The following is a 17,091-nucleotide window of genomic DNA, read 5'->3' on the forward strand; positions in this document are numbered from 1 at the left end:
TTAGACTCTATTGTTCATATTGTAAGATTTTCTATACGTTTTTCCTTTGATTTTACCATAAAATTGCTTAATACGTGTGTAAATATAGTAGAGAATTTCTGCTACCAATATCCCAAAAGCAATTGAACCAGAAATTAATGTGACCTCTAGAAATGTATTCACAGCATGAGTATAGTCATTAGATACTAAAAATCGTGTTGCTTCATATGCTGTACCACCAGGAACAAGAGGGATTATACCTGGCACAATGAAGATAATCACGGGTCTTTTATAGCGTCGACTCATCACATGACTTAATAAACCAAGAATTAAACTACCTAAAAAAGCAGCGCCAACTTTTCCTAAATCCATATCTACGGTATATTGATAAATTGTCCAAGCTAAGGCGCCGACAAATCCACAAGCAAGCAAAAGTCGTTTAGGAGCATTAAATATAATAGAAAAAAGTACCGTCGAAATAAAACTGATAACAAAATGAAATAGATAAAATAACATACATAAACAGCCTTTCTTAAAGAATTAATAAAACAATCGCTACGCCTGCACCAATAGCGAATGATGTTAGTGCAGCTTCTACACCACGAGACATTCCAGCAAGTAGCTCGCCAGCCATTAAATCTCTAATAGCGTTACAAATTAAAATTCCAGGCACTAAGGGCATAACACTAGAAATTGTTATAATATTTTGATTTGTAGCAATGCCTAGTTTAGTAAATGTAACAGCAATTGTAATGACTACTGCTGATGCTACAAATTCAGAAAAGAATTTAATTTGAATGAAACGCTGGACAAAGCTAAAAGTTAAGAACGCAGCGCCGCCAGCTAAAATAGCAATCCAGCAATCAGAAACAACACCGCCAAACATGAGTAAGAAAAAGCCACATGCAATTGCCGCAGCAAAAAAATTCAATAAAAAAGAATATTGTAATGAAGCTTTACTTAGATGAATCAGTTCTGATTTAGCTTCATCAATGGTTAGCTCATTTTTAGCAATCTTTCTAGAAAGACTATTTGTAAGAGCAATTTTTTCTAAATCTGTAGTACGATCTCTAATTCTTATAAGCCTTGTATTTGTTCGATCATTAAGTGAGAAAATAATAGCGGTCGATGTGACAAAGCTATATGTATCATTTAAACCATAACTGTGAGCAATTCGATTCATAGTATCTTCAACACGGTAAGTTTCAGCTCCAGATTCTAAGAGAATGCGACCAGCTATTAATACAACATCAATCACCTTATTTTCATCGATAATAGTGATTGAATTATTCATAAAAGCACCCCCACAATAATTAAAATATATAATGATTTTCGTGTATATCTATAATATTCTTCGCTTGTATTAATACTTTATTACTAAATCAGTCATTTTAAAAGTAGAATAACAAATAAATAATATAGATGTTAAAAGAGTATAAAAAAGAGATGCAACAGAATTCATTTCGAATTCCACGTTCCATCTCAAATTAAATCGTAACGTCTATAATTTAATTATAGGATTAAACATTACTTGATTACGACCTTCTTTTTTAGCTACATGGACCATATCATCGGCGTCTTTAAATACTTTACGTTGAGATTTATATTCATCTGGAGATAAATAACCAACGCCAATAGATACAGATAGTTTTATAACTTCCTTATTAGGTAAATGGAACGAAGATTTTTCGACTGCCATCCTAATATTTTCAGCAAGTTTCACACTTTGATCTAAAGAATAATCGAAGATGACAATAGAAAATTCTTCACCGCCATTACGGAAGATTTTAAATTGATGTGGTACATAATTTTTAAGCAATTGAGACATTTGTTTTAGTACAGCGTCTCCTGCTTTATGAGTATATGTATCATTAACATCTTTAAATCCGTCAATGTCAACGAGTAAAAGTGCGAGACTAGTATGTTCTATTTCGGCTTTTTGAGAAATCTTATTTAAATGTCTATCAAATTCTTTTACATTACCTAAACCTGTTAAATAATCATACTTATCCTCATTTTCGTACCGTGTAACAAGCGAAAAGAAATGCCAGATATCAACAAAGGTAACAGCAGAAGTAATCGTTAGTACGAATGAAATAGGTATAAGTATAATTAATTCAGTTAAATCATATAAAGTTGTGAAGATAGATAAAACAAAAATAATAACAATACTGATAGCATTTAAAATAATTAAAGCAATAATATCATTTTTTTTAAGAAACGGCCCAATTAAACTAACAATAATACCTATTATAATAAGAACGACGCTATAAAAAAATGAATTTCCGAATAAAAATATATCCACTAGACTTATGATAAGTGAGGCAATAAAAGTGTAACCGACGTTTGTATAGCGACCAAGGAATAGTAACGGAACAAAAGTTAGACGAATAAGATATTGATGATGAAAAGGAATAGGGTAAGCTGTTATTAGTAATGCCACCAAAGTCATTAAAATTGTGACATAACCTTTAGAAAATATCATGATTTTATTTTCTGAATATTGTAATCGATGGAATAAATAAATTCCAGCTACCATAACGGCAATATTGTAAATAGTTGCTTCAAACATATTGGGATCGACTCCTTTAAATTAACCATTAGTAATTGTAAGTGAAAACTTACTATTTGTCATTAAGTTGTTTGTTATAAAATATATATTATGAATTTCAGATAGACTTTCATGTTCAAATTTATAACAAAATGATATGATATAAAAAATACGTATCTTTACAAAAAATTTACAATTAATTTTAATTAGTTTATGATACATGATTAAAAGTGGTCTGTTTAATGAATAGATTATTACGAAGAAAATAAACAGACTAATAATATATAAAATTGAAAAAGTATATATACTACTATAGTCTAATTTAAAAAATTGATAATAATTGTTTAAATAGTATAGATGAAAAAATAACAGGAATATATTGAAGGTGAACTGATGTATACTTTATTACTTATTGTTGTAACATTGGTAATCAGTTTAATAATAACGCCTATTATAATAAAGGTTTCTTTTAAATTTAATTTAGTAGATCGACCTAACTATAGAAAAGTACATACAAAACCAGTATCAGTCATGGGAGGTACTGTCATACTACTTTCATTTCTTATTGGTTTATGGTTAGGCCATCCCATAGAGAGGGCAGTTAAACCTTTGGTAATTGGTTTAATTATTATGTATTTTGTAGGCATCATTGATGATATTTATGATTTGAAGCCAATTTTAAAGTTAATTGGACAAATTATAGCGGCATCAGTTGTTGTTTTTTACGGGATTACCATAGATTTTATTTCTTTTCCAATTGGTCCAACCATTCATTTTGGTATTTTAAGTATACCGATTACAATTATATGGATTGTAGCAATAACAAATGCAATAAATTTAATAGATGGTTTAGATGGTTTGGCATCAGGTGTGTCAGTTATTGGTTTAACTACCATTGGTTTCATAGCTATATTACAAGGAAATGTATTTATCATTATGATTTGTAGTTTGCTGATTGGCGCGTTACTTGGCTTCTTATTCTTTAATTTCCATCCTGCTACAATCTTTTTAGGCGATAGTGGAGCATTAATGATTGGATTTATTATTGGCTTTTTATCCTTACTAGGTTTTAAAAATATCACATTTATTTCTTTATTCTTCCCAATTGTTATTTTAGCGGTACCATTTATTGATACCTTATTTGCAATGATTAGAAGAGTGAGAAATGGTCAACACATTATGCAAGCAGATAAATCACATTTACATCATAAACTTCTTGCATTAGGATATACACATCGTCAAACAGTATTACTGATATACTCTATTGCGATTATGTTTAGTTTATCGAGTATTATATTGTATTTATCTCAACCATTAGGTGTATTATTAATGTTTATCTTAATCGTCATCACAATTGAACTCATCGTTGAATTTACTGGTTTAATAGATGATAGTTATCGTCCTATTCTTAATTTAATTTCTAAAAAAAATGACGATGCATCTCGCCATAAGACAAACCATAAATAATATTTTTATTCACTTATTTACAAAAGCCAGCAATCTTAAGCGTTTGCTGGCTTTTGTAATTTAATTAATTTGTTTCAATATCAAAAGGTAATTGCTTAGGTGTATCTATTTCTAAATCATATTGACTTGCTGTATTACGGTTTAAAAATTCGATAAATGAATCGTATTCTGTTTCTACAACATCAATCTTATAACTCACTTTATCAGTGTAAACTTTGTCTCTTAGAAAAAAAGAAGTTGAAGCAAGTTCATACTCAAATTTACCTGTTAAGTCATAATTAATGGTAACAGTAGTGGGAATAGCATTTCTTAATTCTACACGGCCGATATCGTAAATCACATCTCGTACTGCACCACTATATGCACGAATTAATCCGCCACCGCCAAGTTTAATGCCACCAAAATACCGAGTAACTATCACACAAGCATTGTGAATATCCAGTTTTTTTAATATTTCAAGCATAGGAATACCTGCTGTTCCTGTTGGTTCTCCATCATCGTTGGCTTTTTGTATATTCATTTGATTGCCAACAGTGTATGCAGAACAATTATGTGTTGCTTCTTTATGAGTTTGTTTTACTTCTTCTATAAACATCTTAGCCTCATCTTCTGAGGAAACAGGTTTGATATGAGCAATAAATCGAGATTTATTAATTGTATTTTCAATAATATGTTCTTTTTTTATAGTAATAACACGATCACTCAATTGATAAATACCTCCACGATATGATTAATATGAATTTTATTATACACGTTTGTTTTCTTTTAGATAAATAATTGATTATGAATTTCCTTTTTTATTAAAATAATTTATAATACTGGTGAGTATAATTGAGGAGGACGATTATGAAAATTGCAGTAATGACAGACTCTACTGCGAATCTGCCAAAACATATTATTGAAAAATATCAGATACCAGTTGCACCACTGAGTGTAACATTTGATGATGGAGAAACATTTACTGAACATCCAGATCTTTCAAAAGAATCTTTTTATAAAAAAATGGCCGCATCTAAAACAATTCCTACAACAAGTCAACCAGCTATTGGTGAATGGATAAAGAACTACGAGGAATTGAGAGATAAAGGTTATACAGATGTTATCGTCTTTAATTTATCAAGTGGTATTAGTGGGAGTTATCAATCAGCAACACAAGCAGGTGAAATGGTAGATGGCATTCAAGTCCACACATTTGATACAAGATTAGCTTCTATGGTTGAAGGCAGCTATGTGATTTATACATTAAAATTGATTGAAGACGGAGCAACCCCTAACGAAATTATTGAGGAATTAACGTCTATTCGTAAAGATACAGGTGCATACTTATTTGTTGATGATTTAAAAAATTTACAAAAAAGTGGTCGTATTACTGGTGCCCAAGCATGGATTGGAACACTTTTACAAATGAAGCCAGTGCTTAAGTTTGAAGAAGATGGAAAAATTCATCCTTTAGAAAAAGTACGTACACGTAAGCGAGCTTATAATTCTATAGAACAACATGCACTTGATATTGCGAAAAATATTAATGATGTAACAGTGTTTGTGATTAATGGAGATAAAACAAAAGAGGGTAAAGATTTTTGTGCTAAATTAAAAGAGAAATATTCAAACATTAATATTCAATATTGTGAATATGGACCAGTCATTGCATCTCATTTAGGTTCAGGTGGAATCGGAGTTGGATATTTCCCAAGAAAAATTGTAATCAAATAAGATGAAGGTCTAATCGTTAAAAGTGAGAACATGGAGGGCTAAGGTACCCATCTCCTTTTCGATTAGACTTTTTTTATTTTAATAAGGAAGTGATGAAATATTAAATATTATGGAAGATTAGTATCTTCAGAAATAGAATTAAAAGATGAAATAATCAGTGAGAAAACGTTAGGTATCGTAAAGAGTTCAAAAGGATATCGATGTATTCAATGTGGTAATGAAGATAGTGCTCATTTCTATCAATATTTTTCCTCTATTCTTAATAAAGAAGTAATATATTGTCGACAATGTATACATCTAGGAAGAATGGATAATATTACTGAATATAAAATCATTAAAAGTAAAAATGTTAAATCAGAGGGATTATATACATTATCTTTTAAATTATCTGAACAGCAATGTTATGCATCAGAAAAAATCTTATCTGCTATAGAAAACTGTGAAAACTTACTATTATATGCGGTAACTGGTGCAGGAAAAACAGAGATGATATATGAGGGTATTAGCTTATCACGTAAAAGAGGATTTAATGTAGCAGTCATCTCTCCAAGAGTAGATGTAGTAATAGAGATTAGCCAGCGTATTAAAGAAGTTTTTTTGAAAGAAAATATTGACGTATTGCATCAATCAAGTAAACAACAATATAACGGACATTTTGTAATTTGTACTATCCATCAACTATATCGATTTAAAAATCACTTTGAAGTTATTTTTGTCGATGAAGTTGATGCATTTCCGCTTCCTATGGATCATCATCTACAAAATGCTATTAAACAAGCGGCTAAACCGCTATCTACATTGATTTATATGACTGCAACGCCACCTAGACATTTACTGCATCAAATACCAAAACATCGCATTATACAGTTACCTGCTCGCTTTCATAGACACCCATTACCAGTTCCAAAATTTAAATATTTTAAATTAAATATGAATCGTACTCAAAGTTTTTTAAAGTACATGTTATTAAATCAGATTGAACATAAAAGATTTACGTTAGTATTTTTTAATAATATAGAAAATATGATTAAGATATCCGAATACTATAAAAAAATATTTTCAGATTTGATATGTATTTCAAGTGAAGATGCTTTACGTTTTGAAAAAGTGAAAGCACTTCGTGAAGGAAAACATCGAATTGTTTTTACAACAACAATTTTAGAACGTGGATTTACTATGGCTCAATTAGACGTTATCGTAATTAATGCAGATACATTTGAAAAGGCTGCATTAGTACAAATTGCTGGAAGAGTTGGACGTAAACAAGAAGCTCCCACAGGAAAGGTATTATTTCTTCATGAAGGTGTGAGTATATCAATGTTGATGGCTAAAAAAGATATTACAAAAATGAATAAATTAGGGATTCAAAGAGGGTGGATTGATGAATAAATGTATTCAGTGTGCTACTCCTATTCACGAAGAACTATCTATATTTAATTTTTATAAATCACCACAACAATTTTGTGAAACATGCACAAAACAATGGCAAGCCATTAAACTTGATATCAATGATAAAAAAAGATGTACAAGATGTCTTAATTATAAAATAAAAGCAAGTGATGAATGTTTAGACTGTAAATGTCTCAATCAACAATTTACTCTAATGTCACAACTGTATTGTGAATATAAATATGATGGAATAATGAAAGAAACGATTCATCATTACAAATTTATGAAGGATTACTATTTAGCTGAGGTTTTAGCTTCAAAGTTAACATTGCCTAAAACGTCATATGACTATATTGTCCCTATCCCATCCCCTTATAAAAGAGATGAACATCGAACGTTTAATCCAGTAACCACTGTTTTGGACAAAATGGGGGTAAGCTATATAGAATTATTAGGGACACGTTCACGACCTAAGCAATCAAGACTTGGAAAAAGAGAGCGATTTAAAGCTGACAATCCGTTCTATCTTAAAGAAAATATAGATATTACGAATAAAAATATTTTACTGATTGATGATATCTATACTACCGGTTTGACAGTTCATTATGCGGGGAGTGTATTATGTAATAAAAAAGTCAGAAAATTCAAAGTGTTTGCGTTTTCAAGATGACTTAAACATGATATTATAATAGTAAGAATACCAATATTAGAGGTTAAAGGAGAGATAACTATGATTAGATTTGAAATTCATGGAGATAACCTCACTATTACAGATGCTATCCGCAACTATATTGAGGAAAAAATTGGTAAACTTGAACGTTATTTTAATAATGTGCCAAATGCAGTTGCACATGTAAAAGTTAAAACGTATCAAAATTCAGCTACTAAAATCGAGGTAACAATTCCTTTAAAAAATGTTACATTGAGAGCTGAAGAACGACACGACGATTTATACGCAGGCATTGATTTAGTTACAAGCAAATTAGAACGTCAAGTTCGTAAATATAAAACGCGTGTGAATCGTAAGAATAGAGATAATGGAGAACCAGAACCATTTATTGCTGAGCAACAAACAGTAGTGAATGAGGATGTGGAAGCGACTTCTGAATCATCAAATGAGAATGAAATAGAAATTATTCGTTCTAAACAGTTTAGCTTAAAACCAATGGATTCTGAAGAAGCAGTATTACAAATGGATTTATTAGGGCATGATTTTTACATTTTTACAGATCGTGAAACAGATGGTACAAGTATTGTGTATCGACGTAAAGATGGTAAATATGGTCTGATTGAAACAACTGAATAGTTGAATGTAGACGTTCTTTACGAAAGTTTAAGTATGAGAGGAGCTATGACTAGAATTGAAAATGCATGACATAGGCACGTATTCAATTCAGTCAATGACTACTCCCTTGTTTAAAGGTACCTGAGACAAGTTGATGTCCCAGGTACTTTTATTATTTAGAAGAGAATAATAAATATTATATGTATCGTACAATGTGAAGAATGAGTATGAAGCTACTATCAACTAGCTATTTTACACTTATTCATGGACGGTATAATCATGCTATGCTAATGTAATGAGGTAATTAAAAATTAAAGGATAGTAAGTTTTTTGAAATAGAAAGAAAGTTTAAATATAAAAGTAATTATTGTACACAATTAAGCATATCGTTTATATGAGTATTTAAGTATAAATTTGAACTTATAAATGATATTATAAATTGTTGTAGGCCAAACAGTTTTTTTAGCTAAAGGAGCGAACATAATGGGATTTTTATCAAAAATTGTTGACGGCAATAAGAAAGAAGTGAAACGTTTAAGTAAAAAAGCTGATGAAGTACTTGCTTTAGAGGAAAAAATGGCGATTTTAACTGACGAAGAAATCAGAAATAAAACAAAGCAATTTCAAGAAGAAGCACAAGCAATTGAAGATGTAAAAAAACAAAATGACTATTTAGATAAAATTTTACCACAAGCATTTGCATTAGTACGTGAAGGTGCAAAACGTGTATTTAACATGTCACCTTATAAAGTCCAAGTTATGGGTGGTATTGCTATTCATAAAGGCGATATTGCAGAAATGAGAACTGGTGAAGGTAAAACATTAACTGCGACAATGCCAACGTATTTAAATGCTTTAGCAGGACGAGGCGTTCATGTTATTACAGTCAATGAATACTTATCTAGTGTTCAAAGTGAAGAAATGGCTGAATTATATGAGTTTTTAGGTTTAACAGTTGGTTTAAATCTAAATAGCAAATCTACTGAAGAAAAACGTGAAGCATACGCAAAAGACATTACTTATAGTACAAATAATGAATTAGGCTTTGATTACTTAAGAGATAATATGGTGAATTATGCGGAAGAACGCGTAATGAGACCATTACATTTTGCTATTATTGATGAGGTTGACTCTATTTTAATAGATGAGGCAAGAACACCGCTAATTATTTCAGGTGAAGCTGAAAAGTCAACGTCTCTTTATACTCAAGCGAATGTTTTTGCTAAGATGTTAAAAGCGGATGAAGATTATAAATATGATGAAAAAACAAAAGCTGTTCATTTAACAGAACAAGGTGCAGATAAAGCAGAACGAATGTTTAAAATTGATAATTTATATGATGTTCAAAATGTAGATATTATTAGTCATATTAATACTGCTTTAAGAGCACATGTGACTTTACAACGCGATGTCGATTACATGGTCGTAGATGGAGAAGTATTAATTGTAGATCAATTCACTGGTCGTACAATGCCTGGACGTCGTTTTTCTGAAGGATTGCATCAAGCTATTGAAGCTAAAGAAGGCGTGAAAATTCAAAATGAATCTAAAACAATGGCTTCAATTACTTTCCAAAACTACTTCCGTATGTATAATAAATTAGCTGGAATGACTGGGACTGCTAAAACTGAAGAGGAAGAGTTCCGTAATATCTATAATATGACAGTAACTCAAATTCCAACGAACAAACCTGTTCAACGTCAAGATAAGTCTGATTTAATTTATATTAGTCAAAAAGGAAAGTTTGATGCAGTTGTAGACGATGTGGTTGAAAAACATAAACAAGGACAACCAGTTTTATTAGGTACTGTTGCAGTAGAAACAAGTGAATACATTTCAAATTTATTGAAAAAACGCGGTATACGTCATGATGTATTAAATGCGAAGAATCATGAAAGAGAAGCTGAAATTGTAGCCAATGCAGGACAAAAAGGTGCAGTTACTATTGCTACTAATATGGCTGGACGTGGAACAGACATTAAATTAGGTGAAGGCGTAGAAGAAATAGGTGGCCTTGCAGTAATAGGCACTGAAAGACATGAATCTCGTCGTATTGATGATCAATTACGTGGTCGTTCAGGTCGTCAAGGAGATAAAGGGGATAGTCGTTTCTACTTATCATTACAAGATGAATTAATGGTTCGTTTTGGTTCTGAAAGACTTCAAAAAATGATGAATCGTTTAGGTATGGATGATTCAACGCCAATAGAATCTAAAATGGTTTCACGCGCAGTTGAATCAGCTCAAAAACGTGTTGAAGGAAATAACTTTGATGCACGTAAACGTATTCTCGAGTATGATGAAGTATTACGTAAACAACGTGAAATTATTTATAATGAACGTAATAGCATTATAGATTCAGAAGATAGTTCAGAAATTGTTATTGCGATGATGCGTACTACTTTACAGAGAGCGATTAACTACTATATTAACGATGAAGACGATAATCCTGATTATGGACCATTTATAAATTATGTTAATGATGTGTTTATTCAAGAAGGAGAATTAACTGAAGAAGAAATTAAAGGTAAAGATTCTGAAGACATTTTTGAAGTGGTATGGACTAAAATTGAAAAAGGTTATGAAAGCCAAAAAGAAAAAATTGGAGATCAAATGCCTGAATTTGAACGTATGATTTTATTACGTTCTATTGATACTCATTGGACTGACCATATTGATACAATGGATCAGTTACGCCAAGGTATACACTTACGTTCATATGCACAACAAAATCCACTTCGTGATTACCAAAATGAAGGACACGAGTTATTTGACTTAATGATGCAAGCTATTGAAGAAGATACGTCTAAATATATATTAAAATCTGTTATTCAAGTAGACGAACAAGTTGAACGTGAAAAAACAACAGATTTTGGCAAGGCACAACACGTATCTGCTGAAGATGGCAAAGAAAAAGCAAAAAAACAACCTATTGTAAAAGGTGAAAAAATCGGACGTAATGATCCTTGTCCTTGTGGTAGTGGTAAAAAATATAAAAATTGCCATGGTAAAGAAGATTAATATCAAGTAATTATAATTAGGCGAGATCGAGACGTATATTGCTTATCATTTAAAAGCTTTTGTCGCGATCTCGTATTTTATTTAAAGAATTTATAAATAAAGGAGACATATATAGTGGAATTATCAGAAATCAAACGTAATATTGATGAATATAATAATGATTTAGAACAAATTAGGGGGTCTCTTTGACTTAGAAAATAAAGAAACAAATATTCAAGAATATGAAGAAATGATGACAGAACCAGACTTTTGGGATAACCAAAATAAAGCTCAAGATGTTATTGATAAAAATAATGCATTAAAATCGATAGTTAATGGTTACTATGAGCTCAATCATAAATTAGAAGATATGGATGCAACATGGGAATTACTTCAAGAGGAATATGATGATGAAATCAAAGAAGATTTAGAACAAGATATTGTATCATTCAGAGAACAAATCGATCAGTTTGAATTACAATTATTATTAGATGGTCCACATGATGCAAATAATGCTATTTTAGAGTTGCATCCTGGTGCTGGAGGGACCGAATCTCAAGACTGGGCTAGCATGTTATTAAGAATGTACCAAAGATATGGTGAACAACAAGGCTTTAAAATAGAAACCATCGATTATTTACCAGGTGATGAAGCGGGAGTAAAAAGCGTTACATTATTGATTAAAGGTCATAACGCCTACGGTTACTTAAAAGCAGAAAAAGGAGTACACCGACTTGTAAGAATTTCACCTTTTGATTCATCTGGAAGACGTCATACGTCATTTGCTTCTTGTGATGTTATACCAGAATTTGATAATGATGAGATAGAAATAGAAATTAATCCTGATGATATTACAGTAGATACATTTAGAGCATCAGGTGCAGGTGGACAACATATCAATAAAACAGAGTCTGCAATCCGTATTACTCACCATCCAACCGGAATTGTAGTGAATAACCAAAATGAACGTTCTCAAATCAAGAACCGTGAAGCTGCAATGAAAATGTTGAAATCTAAATTATATCAATTGAAGTTAGAAGAGCAAGAACGTGAAATGGCAGAAATTCGTGGTGAACAAAAAGAAATAGGATGGGGTAGTCAAATTCGTTCGTATGTATTCCATCCATATTCTATGGTAAAAGATCATCGTACAAATGAAGAGACTGCTAAGGTAGATGCAGTAATGGATGGAGATATTGCGCCATTTATAGAAGCTTATTTACGACAAACGATGTCACAAAATGATTGATTGAGTTGTTTATTAATAAAAAATAAAATTTTAAAATCTAAATAAATCTAACTTTAAAATGTAATTCGTGACTTGTAATATTACTAATTTAATCAATTTAAACTAATTTAGGAGTGTTATTTAACCTTTATATTACAAGGTTTTAACATTCCTCTTTTTTAATGTTGTTTATGCTAAAGTATTAATGAACAAGCATACACTACAGCAAAGGAATGACAACATGTTAAAAAAATCAATGACTGTAACATTTGCTTCAATTGCAGCAATTACAGGTTTAAATACGTTAGCACATGCACAACAAACACACATTGTTAAAGAAAAAACAAATGTAGAAGCATTGGCACAACAATTTTCTACAACTGCAGATGAGATAAAAAAATTAAATCATATAGGTAATGAGGAAGTTGAAAAAGATATTTCAATAGTTGTACCTGATAAAGATATTGTTGAAGTTAAATCTGGTGATACATTAAACAACATTGCGAATGCTCATCATTTAACATTAGATGAATTATATGCATTTAATCCAGGAGTAAAACCGTTAATTCATCCTGGTGATTTAATCGCAGTAAGTGACAAAGGTTCAGCAACATTAGAAAGTCAATTGATAAGTGATAGTAGTGTATATGCTACGCCTTATTCAAGTGAAACTGAAACTGCACCATTAAGCTATAATAGCGCTGAAACTGCGTCATATGTAGCGTCTCCATCATATGTTACTAGTAATAATTACAATACTGAAACAGTAAGTGCACCAGTATATTATAATAATAGCGCTTTAAATAACCAAGGTAATCATTATTATTTTGGTAACTGTACATATTATGCATTTGATCGTAGACAACAATTAGGACGTTCAGTAGGGAGCTATTGGGGAAATGCAAATAATTGGGCAAGCTCAGCTAGAAATGCTGGTTTAGTGGTCGATCATCGTCCAGAAGTAGGTGCTGTTTTCCAAACACCAGCGGGTTATTATGGTCACGTGGGCATCGTAGAACGTGTGAACAATGATGGTTCGTTTTATGTTTCAGAGATGAATTGGAATGGTCATTTCAATGATGTTACAAATAGAACAATTTATAATTCGTCTAGTTATAATTTTATACATTAAATTTTCAAAGGATTTATAATGTTAAAGCATCAACAAAGCTTATGTTTTGTTGATGTTTTTTTAGTTATTAATAATGCAATGTATTGTTTAAAAAAAGAAATAAAAGTTATGAAATTATCACAATTAAAACTTTTTACTAAACGATTGATTGATATAATAAATACAAGTATAATTTCTATTTAATAATATAAGGAGGTATAACCGCATTATGGGGGTTCATCAATACTTTAAACGTTTATCTGATCTTGAAAAATTAATAAGATTACCAGGAAAATTCAAATATTTTGAGCATAATGTTGCAGCACATTCATTTAAAGTTACTAAAATAGCTCAATACTTAGCAACAGTTGAAGAATATCATGGTAATTCAATTGATTGGAAAAGCTTGTATGAAAAAGCCCTTAACCATGATTTTGCAGAAGTATTTACAGGGGATATTAAGACACCAGTTAAATATGCAAGCAGAGAATTAAAAATGTTATTTTCTCAAGTCGAAGAAGAAATGGTAGATACGTTCATTAATGAAGAAATTCCGAAGCCATACCAAGATATTTATCGTAAAAGACTTCAAGAGGGAAAAGATGATTCTTTAGAAGGCCAAATTTTATCAGTAGCTGATAAAATTGACTTATTATATGAAACGTTTGGTGAAATTCAAAAACGTAATCCGGAAGATCTGTTTTTTGAAATTTATGAACATAGCCTAGAAACAATAATGCAATTTGATCATTTAAGTTCAGTACAAGATTTTATTGATCACGTTATACCGGAAATGCTTACGGAAAACTTTATTCCTCGTGCTGAACTACGTGAAACAACAATGACAATCTTAGAACGACGAAGAAGAAATGAGTGAATATAATGGTATGGTATACTTTAGCTGCTTTCTTTCCTTGTATCTTAGTTATTTTATTTAGTGTCATTACCAGAAGTAAATGGGTAGGCGTTATTGTAACATTGATATTAATTGCCGCTTCAGTGTATAAAGGATTTTTTCATAATGAATGGATTATATTTTTAGATGTAGTATCTATCCTAGCTGGTTATGTGATTATTGATAATTTAGAATTTCACAAACATCAAGATTAAGCCAAAAAAATTGCAGTACTATACCATTTGTTTTATATTATTAATACATATCTAATAAAAATACGTCAACATATTAAGATGAGGCATAAATATAGAAATGAATTTATATTTGTGTCTCATCTTTTATATATGTATAAAAAATGATGGCAAACGTAAGCGAACAAACGTTTGTTTTTTTATTCGCTTTTTTGTTAAAATAAGTATAAATAGTATTATTTTTACTGAAATAAACAATTAATAAAAATAAACTGAGGAGGCGCTTGAAAGAATGGTAGAACATCATCCTTTTAAATTAAATTCTGAATTTGAACCACAAGGGGACCAGCCTCAAGCCATAAAAAAAATCGTTGAAGGTGTTAAAGCTGGTAAACGTCATCAAACATTACTTGGTGCAACGGGTACTGGTAAAACATTTACCATGAGTAATGTTATTAAAGAAGTTGGAAAACCTACATTAATTATAGCGCATAATAAAACGTTAGCAGGTCAATTGTATAGTGAATTTAAAGAGTTCTTTCCTGAAAATAGGGTAGAATATTTCGTGAGTTACTACGATTATTATCAACCTGAAGCATATGTACCATCAACGGATACATTTATCGAAAAAGACGCCTCAATTAACGATGAAATTGATCAGTTACGACATTCAGCTACAAGTGCTTTATTCGAACGTGATGATGTGATTATTATTGCAAGTGTAAGTTGTATTTATGGTTTAGGTAATCCAGAAGAATACAAAGACTTAGTTGTTAGCGTTCGAGTAGGAATGGAAATGGATAGAAGTGAGCTTCTTCGAAAATTAGTCGATGTTCAGTATTCAAGGAACGACATCGATTTTCAACGTGGTACATTTAGAGTAAGAGGAGATGTTGTAGAAATCTTTCCTGCTTCAAGAGAAGAAATGTGTATCCGAGTGGAATTCTTTGGCGATGAAGTTGATAGAATCAGAGAAGTAAATTATCTAACTGGTGAAGTGATACGTGAAAGAGAACATTTTGCCATATTCCCTGCTTCCCACTTTGTTACTAGAGAAGAAAAAATGAAAGTCGCTATTGAACGTATTGAAAAAGAACTTGAAGAGCGATTAAAAGAATTGAAAGCTGAAAATAAATTATTAGAAGCACAACGTCTAGAACAACGTACAAATTATGACTTAGAAATGATGAGAGAGATGGGCTTTTGTTCTGGAATAGAGAATTATTCTGTTCATTTAACATTAAGACCACTTGGTTCCACACCTTATACTTTACTTGATTATTTTGGTGATGATTGGCTTGTAATGATAGATGAGTCGCACGTGACGTTACCACAAATTAGAGGTATGTTTAATGGAGACCAAGCACGTAAAAAAGTACTCGTAGATCATGGTTTCCGTTTACCAAGTGCTATGGATAACCGTCCGCTTAAATTTGAAGAATTTGAACAAAAAACTAAACAGCTCGTTTATGTTTCAGCAACACCTGGTCCATATGAAATTGAACATACTGATAAAATGGTAGAACAAATTATTCGACCAACTGGTTTATTAGATCCTAAAATTGATGTTCGACCTACGAAGAATCAAATTGATGATTTACTCAGTGAAATTCAAGAAAGAATTGATAGGAATGAACGTGTACTTGTCACAACCTTAACTAAAAAAATGAGTGAAGATTTGACAACATATATGAAAGAGGCAGGAATTAAAGTGAATTATCTTCATTCTGAAATCAAAACACTTGAACGTATAGAAATTATACGTGATTTAAGAATGGGCACATATGATGCTGTAGTAGGTATCAATTTGCTTAGAGAGGGTATTGATATACCTGAAGTGTCGTTAGTAGTTATTTTAGATGCAGATAAAGAAGGATTTTTACGTTCAAATCGTTCACTTATTCAAACTATCGGACGTGCTGCACGTAACGATAAAGGAGAAGTTATCATGTATGCCGATAAGATAACAGACTCTATGCAGTACGCAATTGATGAAACACAGCGTCGTCGAGAAATACAAATGACACATAACGAAAAATATGGTATTACTCCTAAAACAATCAATAAAAAAATACATGATGTCATTAGTGCTACAGTGGATAATGATGAAACAAATGAAAAGCAACAAACTGAAGTACCTAAGAAAATGACAAAGAAAGAACGTCAGAAAACAATTGAAAATATTGAAAAAGAAATGAAAAAAGCAGCTAAAGATTTAGACTTTGAAAGAGCAACAGAATTGAGAGATATGTTATTTGAACTAAAAGCAGAAGGGTGATTAT

15 protein-coding genes are annotated in these 17,091 nt (G+C 31.1%); 11 read left to right on the top strand and 4 right to left on the bottom strand.

Annotated elements, in window-relative coordinates; genetic code table 11:
• The 3 genes from CD034_RS02310 to gdpS form a co-directional block, all read right to left on the bottom strand.
• Nucleotides 1-495, bottom strand: a complete 495-nt coding sequence (locus CD034_RS02310; protein WP_002448047.1) for a threonine/serine exporter family protein — start codon at nt 493-495, stop codon at nt 1-3.
• 16 nt (nt 496-511) lie between these two features.
• A complete protein-coding gene (locus tag CD034_RS02315; protein WP_002448186.1) occupies nt 512-1,273 on the bottom strand; it encodes a threonine/serine exporter family protein in 762 nt (253 codons plus the stop codon).
• 207 nt (nt 1,274-1,480) lie between these two features.
• Entirely contained in the window at nt 1,481-2,551 is a 1,071-nt protein-coding gene (gdpS, locus tag CD034_RS02320; RefSeq protein ID WP_002448119.1) for a GGDEF domain-containing protein GdpS, read from the bottom strand.
• 372 nt (nt 2,552-2,923) lie between these two features.
• Between gdpS and CD034_RS02325 the strand changes: the two genes are divergently transcribed.
• Complete coding sequence (locus CD034_RS02325) at nt 2,924-3,997, top strand: glycosyltransferase family 4 protein (protein WP_049418643.1); 1,074 nt, start codon at nt 2,924-2,926, stop codon at nt 3,995-3,997.
• A gap of 64 nt (nt 3,998-4,061) precedes the next feature.
• Here CD034_RS02325 and CD034_RS02330 read toward each other — a convergent pair whose 3' ends face one another.
• Nucleotides 4,062-4,703, bottom strand: a complete 642-nt coding sequence (locus tag CD034_RS02330) for a YigZ family protein (RefSeq protein WP_103288098.1) — start codon at nt 4,701-4,703, stop codon at nt 4,062-4,064.
• A gap of 140 nt (nt 4,704-4,843) precedes the next feature.
• Between CD034_RS02330 and fakB1 the strand changes: the two genes are divergently transcribed.
• From fakB1 to uvrB, 10 genes are all read left to right on the top strand, one after another.
• Nucleotides 4,844-5,710: a fatty acid kinase binding subunit FakB1 gene (gene fakB1 / locus CD034_RS02335; RefSeq protein ID WP_002455617.1), complete on the top strand. Its 867-nt coding sequence runs from the start codon at nt 4,844-4,846 to the stop codon at nt 5,708-5,710.
• Nucleotides 5,711-5,842: 132 nt separating this feature from the next.
• Complete coding sequence (locus CD034_RS02340; RefSeq protein WP_141567920.1) at nt 5,843-7,099, top strand: DEAD/DEAH box helicase family protein; 1,257 nt, start codon at nt 5,843-5,845, stop codon at nt 7,097-7,099.
• Nucleotides 7,092-7,769 carry a ComF family protein gene (locus tag CD034_RS02345; RefSeq protein ID WP_002455616.1) on the top strand — a complete coding sequence of 226 codons (678 nt, stop codon included), beginning with the start codon at nt 7,092-7,094 and terminating at the stop codon, nt 7,767-7,769. The genes CD034_RS02340 and CD034_RS02345 overlap by 8 nt, the downstream gene beginning before the upstream one ends.
• A 60-nt stretch (nt 7,770-7,829) precedes the next feature.
• On the top strand, nt 7,830-8,405 hold the full coding sequence (gene hpf / locus CD034_RS02350) for a ribosome hibernation-promoting factor, HPF/YfiA family (RefSeq protein WP_002448103.1): 576 nt from the start codon (nt 7,830-7,832) through the stop codon (nt 8,403-8,405).
• A gap of 462 nt (nt 8,406-8,867) precedes the next feature.
• Complete coding sequence (gene secA, locus CD034_RS02355; protein ID WP_002448236.1) at nt 8,868-11,405, top strand: preprotein translocase subunit SecA; 2,538 nt, start codon at nt 8,868-8,870, stop codon at nt 11,403-11,405.
• Between the two features lie 114 nt (nt 11,406-11,519).
• Nucleotides 11,520-12,633, top strand: a protein-coding gene (gene prfB, locus CD034_RS02360) for a peptide chain release factor 2 (RefSeq protein ID WP_100066499.1) whose coding sequence is annotated in 2 segments (ribosomal slippage) — nt 11,520-11,591 and nt 11,593-12,633 — 1,113 coding nt in all. Because the reading frame shifts where the segments join, the coding sequence is not laid out codon by codon here.
• A 220-nt stretch (nt 12,634-12,853) separates the two neighbouring features.
• Nucleotides 12,854-13,744, top strand: a complete 891-nt coding sequence (locus CD034_RS02365; protein WP_002448211.1) for a CHAP domain-containing protein — start codon at nt 12,854-12,856, stop codon at nt 13,742-13,744.
• Nucleotides 13,745-13,952: 208 nt separating this feature from the next.
• The gene (locus CD034_RS02370; protein WP_002448191.1) at nt 13,953-14,600 is read left to right on the top strand and encodes a YfbR-like 5'-deoxynucleotidase; all 648 of its coding nucleotides are present in this window, start codon (nt 13,953-13,955) and stop codon (nt 14,598-14,600) included.
• A 5-nt stretch (nt 14,601-14,605) separates the two neighbouring features.
• Nucleotides 14,606-14,833, top strand: coding sequence for a CsbA family protein (locus CD034_RS02375; RefSeq protein WP_002448072.1), 228 nt, complete (start codon nt 14,606-14,608; stop codon nt 14,831-14,833).
• Nucleotides 14,834-15,101: 268 nt separating this feature from the next.
• Nucleotides 15,102-17,087 (top strand): excinuclease ABC subunit UvrB, encoded by a 1,986-nt coding sequence (gene uvrB / locus CD034_RS02380; RefSeq protein ID WP_002448241.1) that lies wholly within the window; start codon nt 15,102-15,104, stop codon nt 17,085-17,087.
• Nucleotides 17,088-17,091: the final 4 nt, after the last annotated feature.

This window comes from Staphylococcus hominis subsp. hominis (assembly GCF_002901845.1).
Lineage (GTDB): Bacteria > Bacillota > Bacilli > Staphylococcales > Staphylococcaceae > Staphylococcus > Staphylococcus hominis.

Excerpts from the sequence above, each read along its gene's own strand:
- CD034_RS02310 (WP_002448047.1), bottom strand. The coding sequence starts at position 495 with ATGTTATTTTATCTATTTCATTTTGTTATCAGTTTTATTTCGACGGTA.
- CD034_RS02315 (WP_002448186.1), bottom strand. The coding sequence starts at position 1,273 with ATGAATAATTCAATCACTATTATCGATGAAAATAAGGTGATTGATGTT.
- gdpS (WP_002448119.1), bottom strand. The coding sequence starts at position 2,551 with ATGTTTGAAGCAACTATTTACAATATTGCCGTTATGGTAGCTGGAATT.
- CD034_RS02325 (WP_049418643.1), top strand. The coding sequence starts at position 2,924 with ATGTATACTTTATTACTTATTGTTGTAACATTGGTAATCAGTTTAATA.
- fakB1 (WP_002455617.1), top strand. The coding sequence starts at position 4,844 with ATGAAAATTGCAGTAATGACAGACTCTACTGCGAATCTGCCAAAACAT.
- CD034_RS02345 (WP_002455616.1), top strand. The coding sequence starts at position 7,092 with ATGAATAAATGTATTCAGTGTGCTACTCCTATTCACGAAGAACTATCT.
- hpf (WP_002448103.1), top strand. The coding sequence starts at position 7,830 with ATGATTAGATTTGAAATTCATGGAGATAACCTCACTATTACAGATGCT.
- secA (WP_002448236.1), top strand. The coding sequence starts at position 8,868 with ATGGGATTTTTATCAAAAATTGTTGACGGCAATAAGAAAGAAGTGAAA.
- CD034_RS02365 (WP_002448211.1), top strand. The coding sequence starts at position 12,854 with ATGTTAAAAAAATCAATGACTGTAACATTTGCTTCAATTGCAGCAATT.
- CD034_RS02370 (WP_002448191.1), top strand. The coding sequence starts at position 13,953 with ATGGGGGTTCATCAATACTTTAAACGTTTATCTGATCTTGAAAAATTA.
- CD034_RS02375 (WP_002448072.1), top strand. The coding sequence starts at position 14,606 with ATGGTATGGTATACTTTAGCTGCTTTCTTTCCTTGTATCTTAGTTATT.
- uvrB (WP_002448241.1), top strand. The coding sequence starts at position 15,102 with ATGGTAGAACATCATCCTTTTAAATTAAATTCTGAATTTGAACCACAA.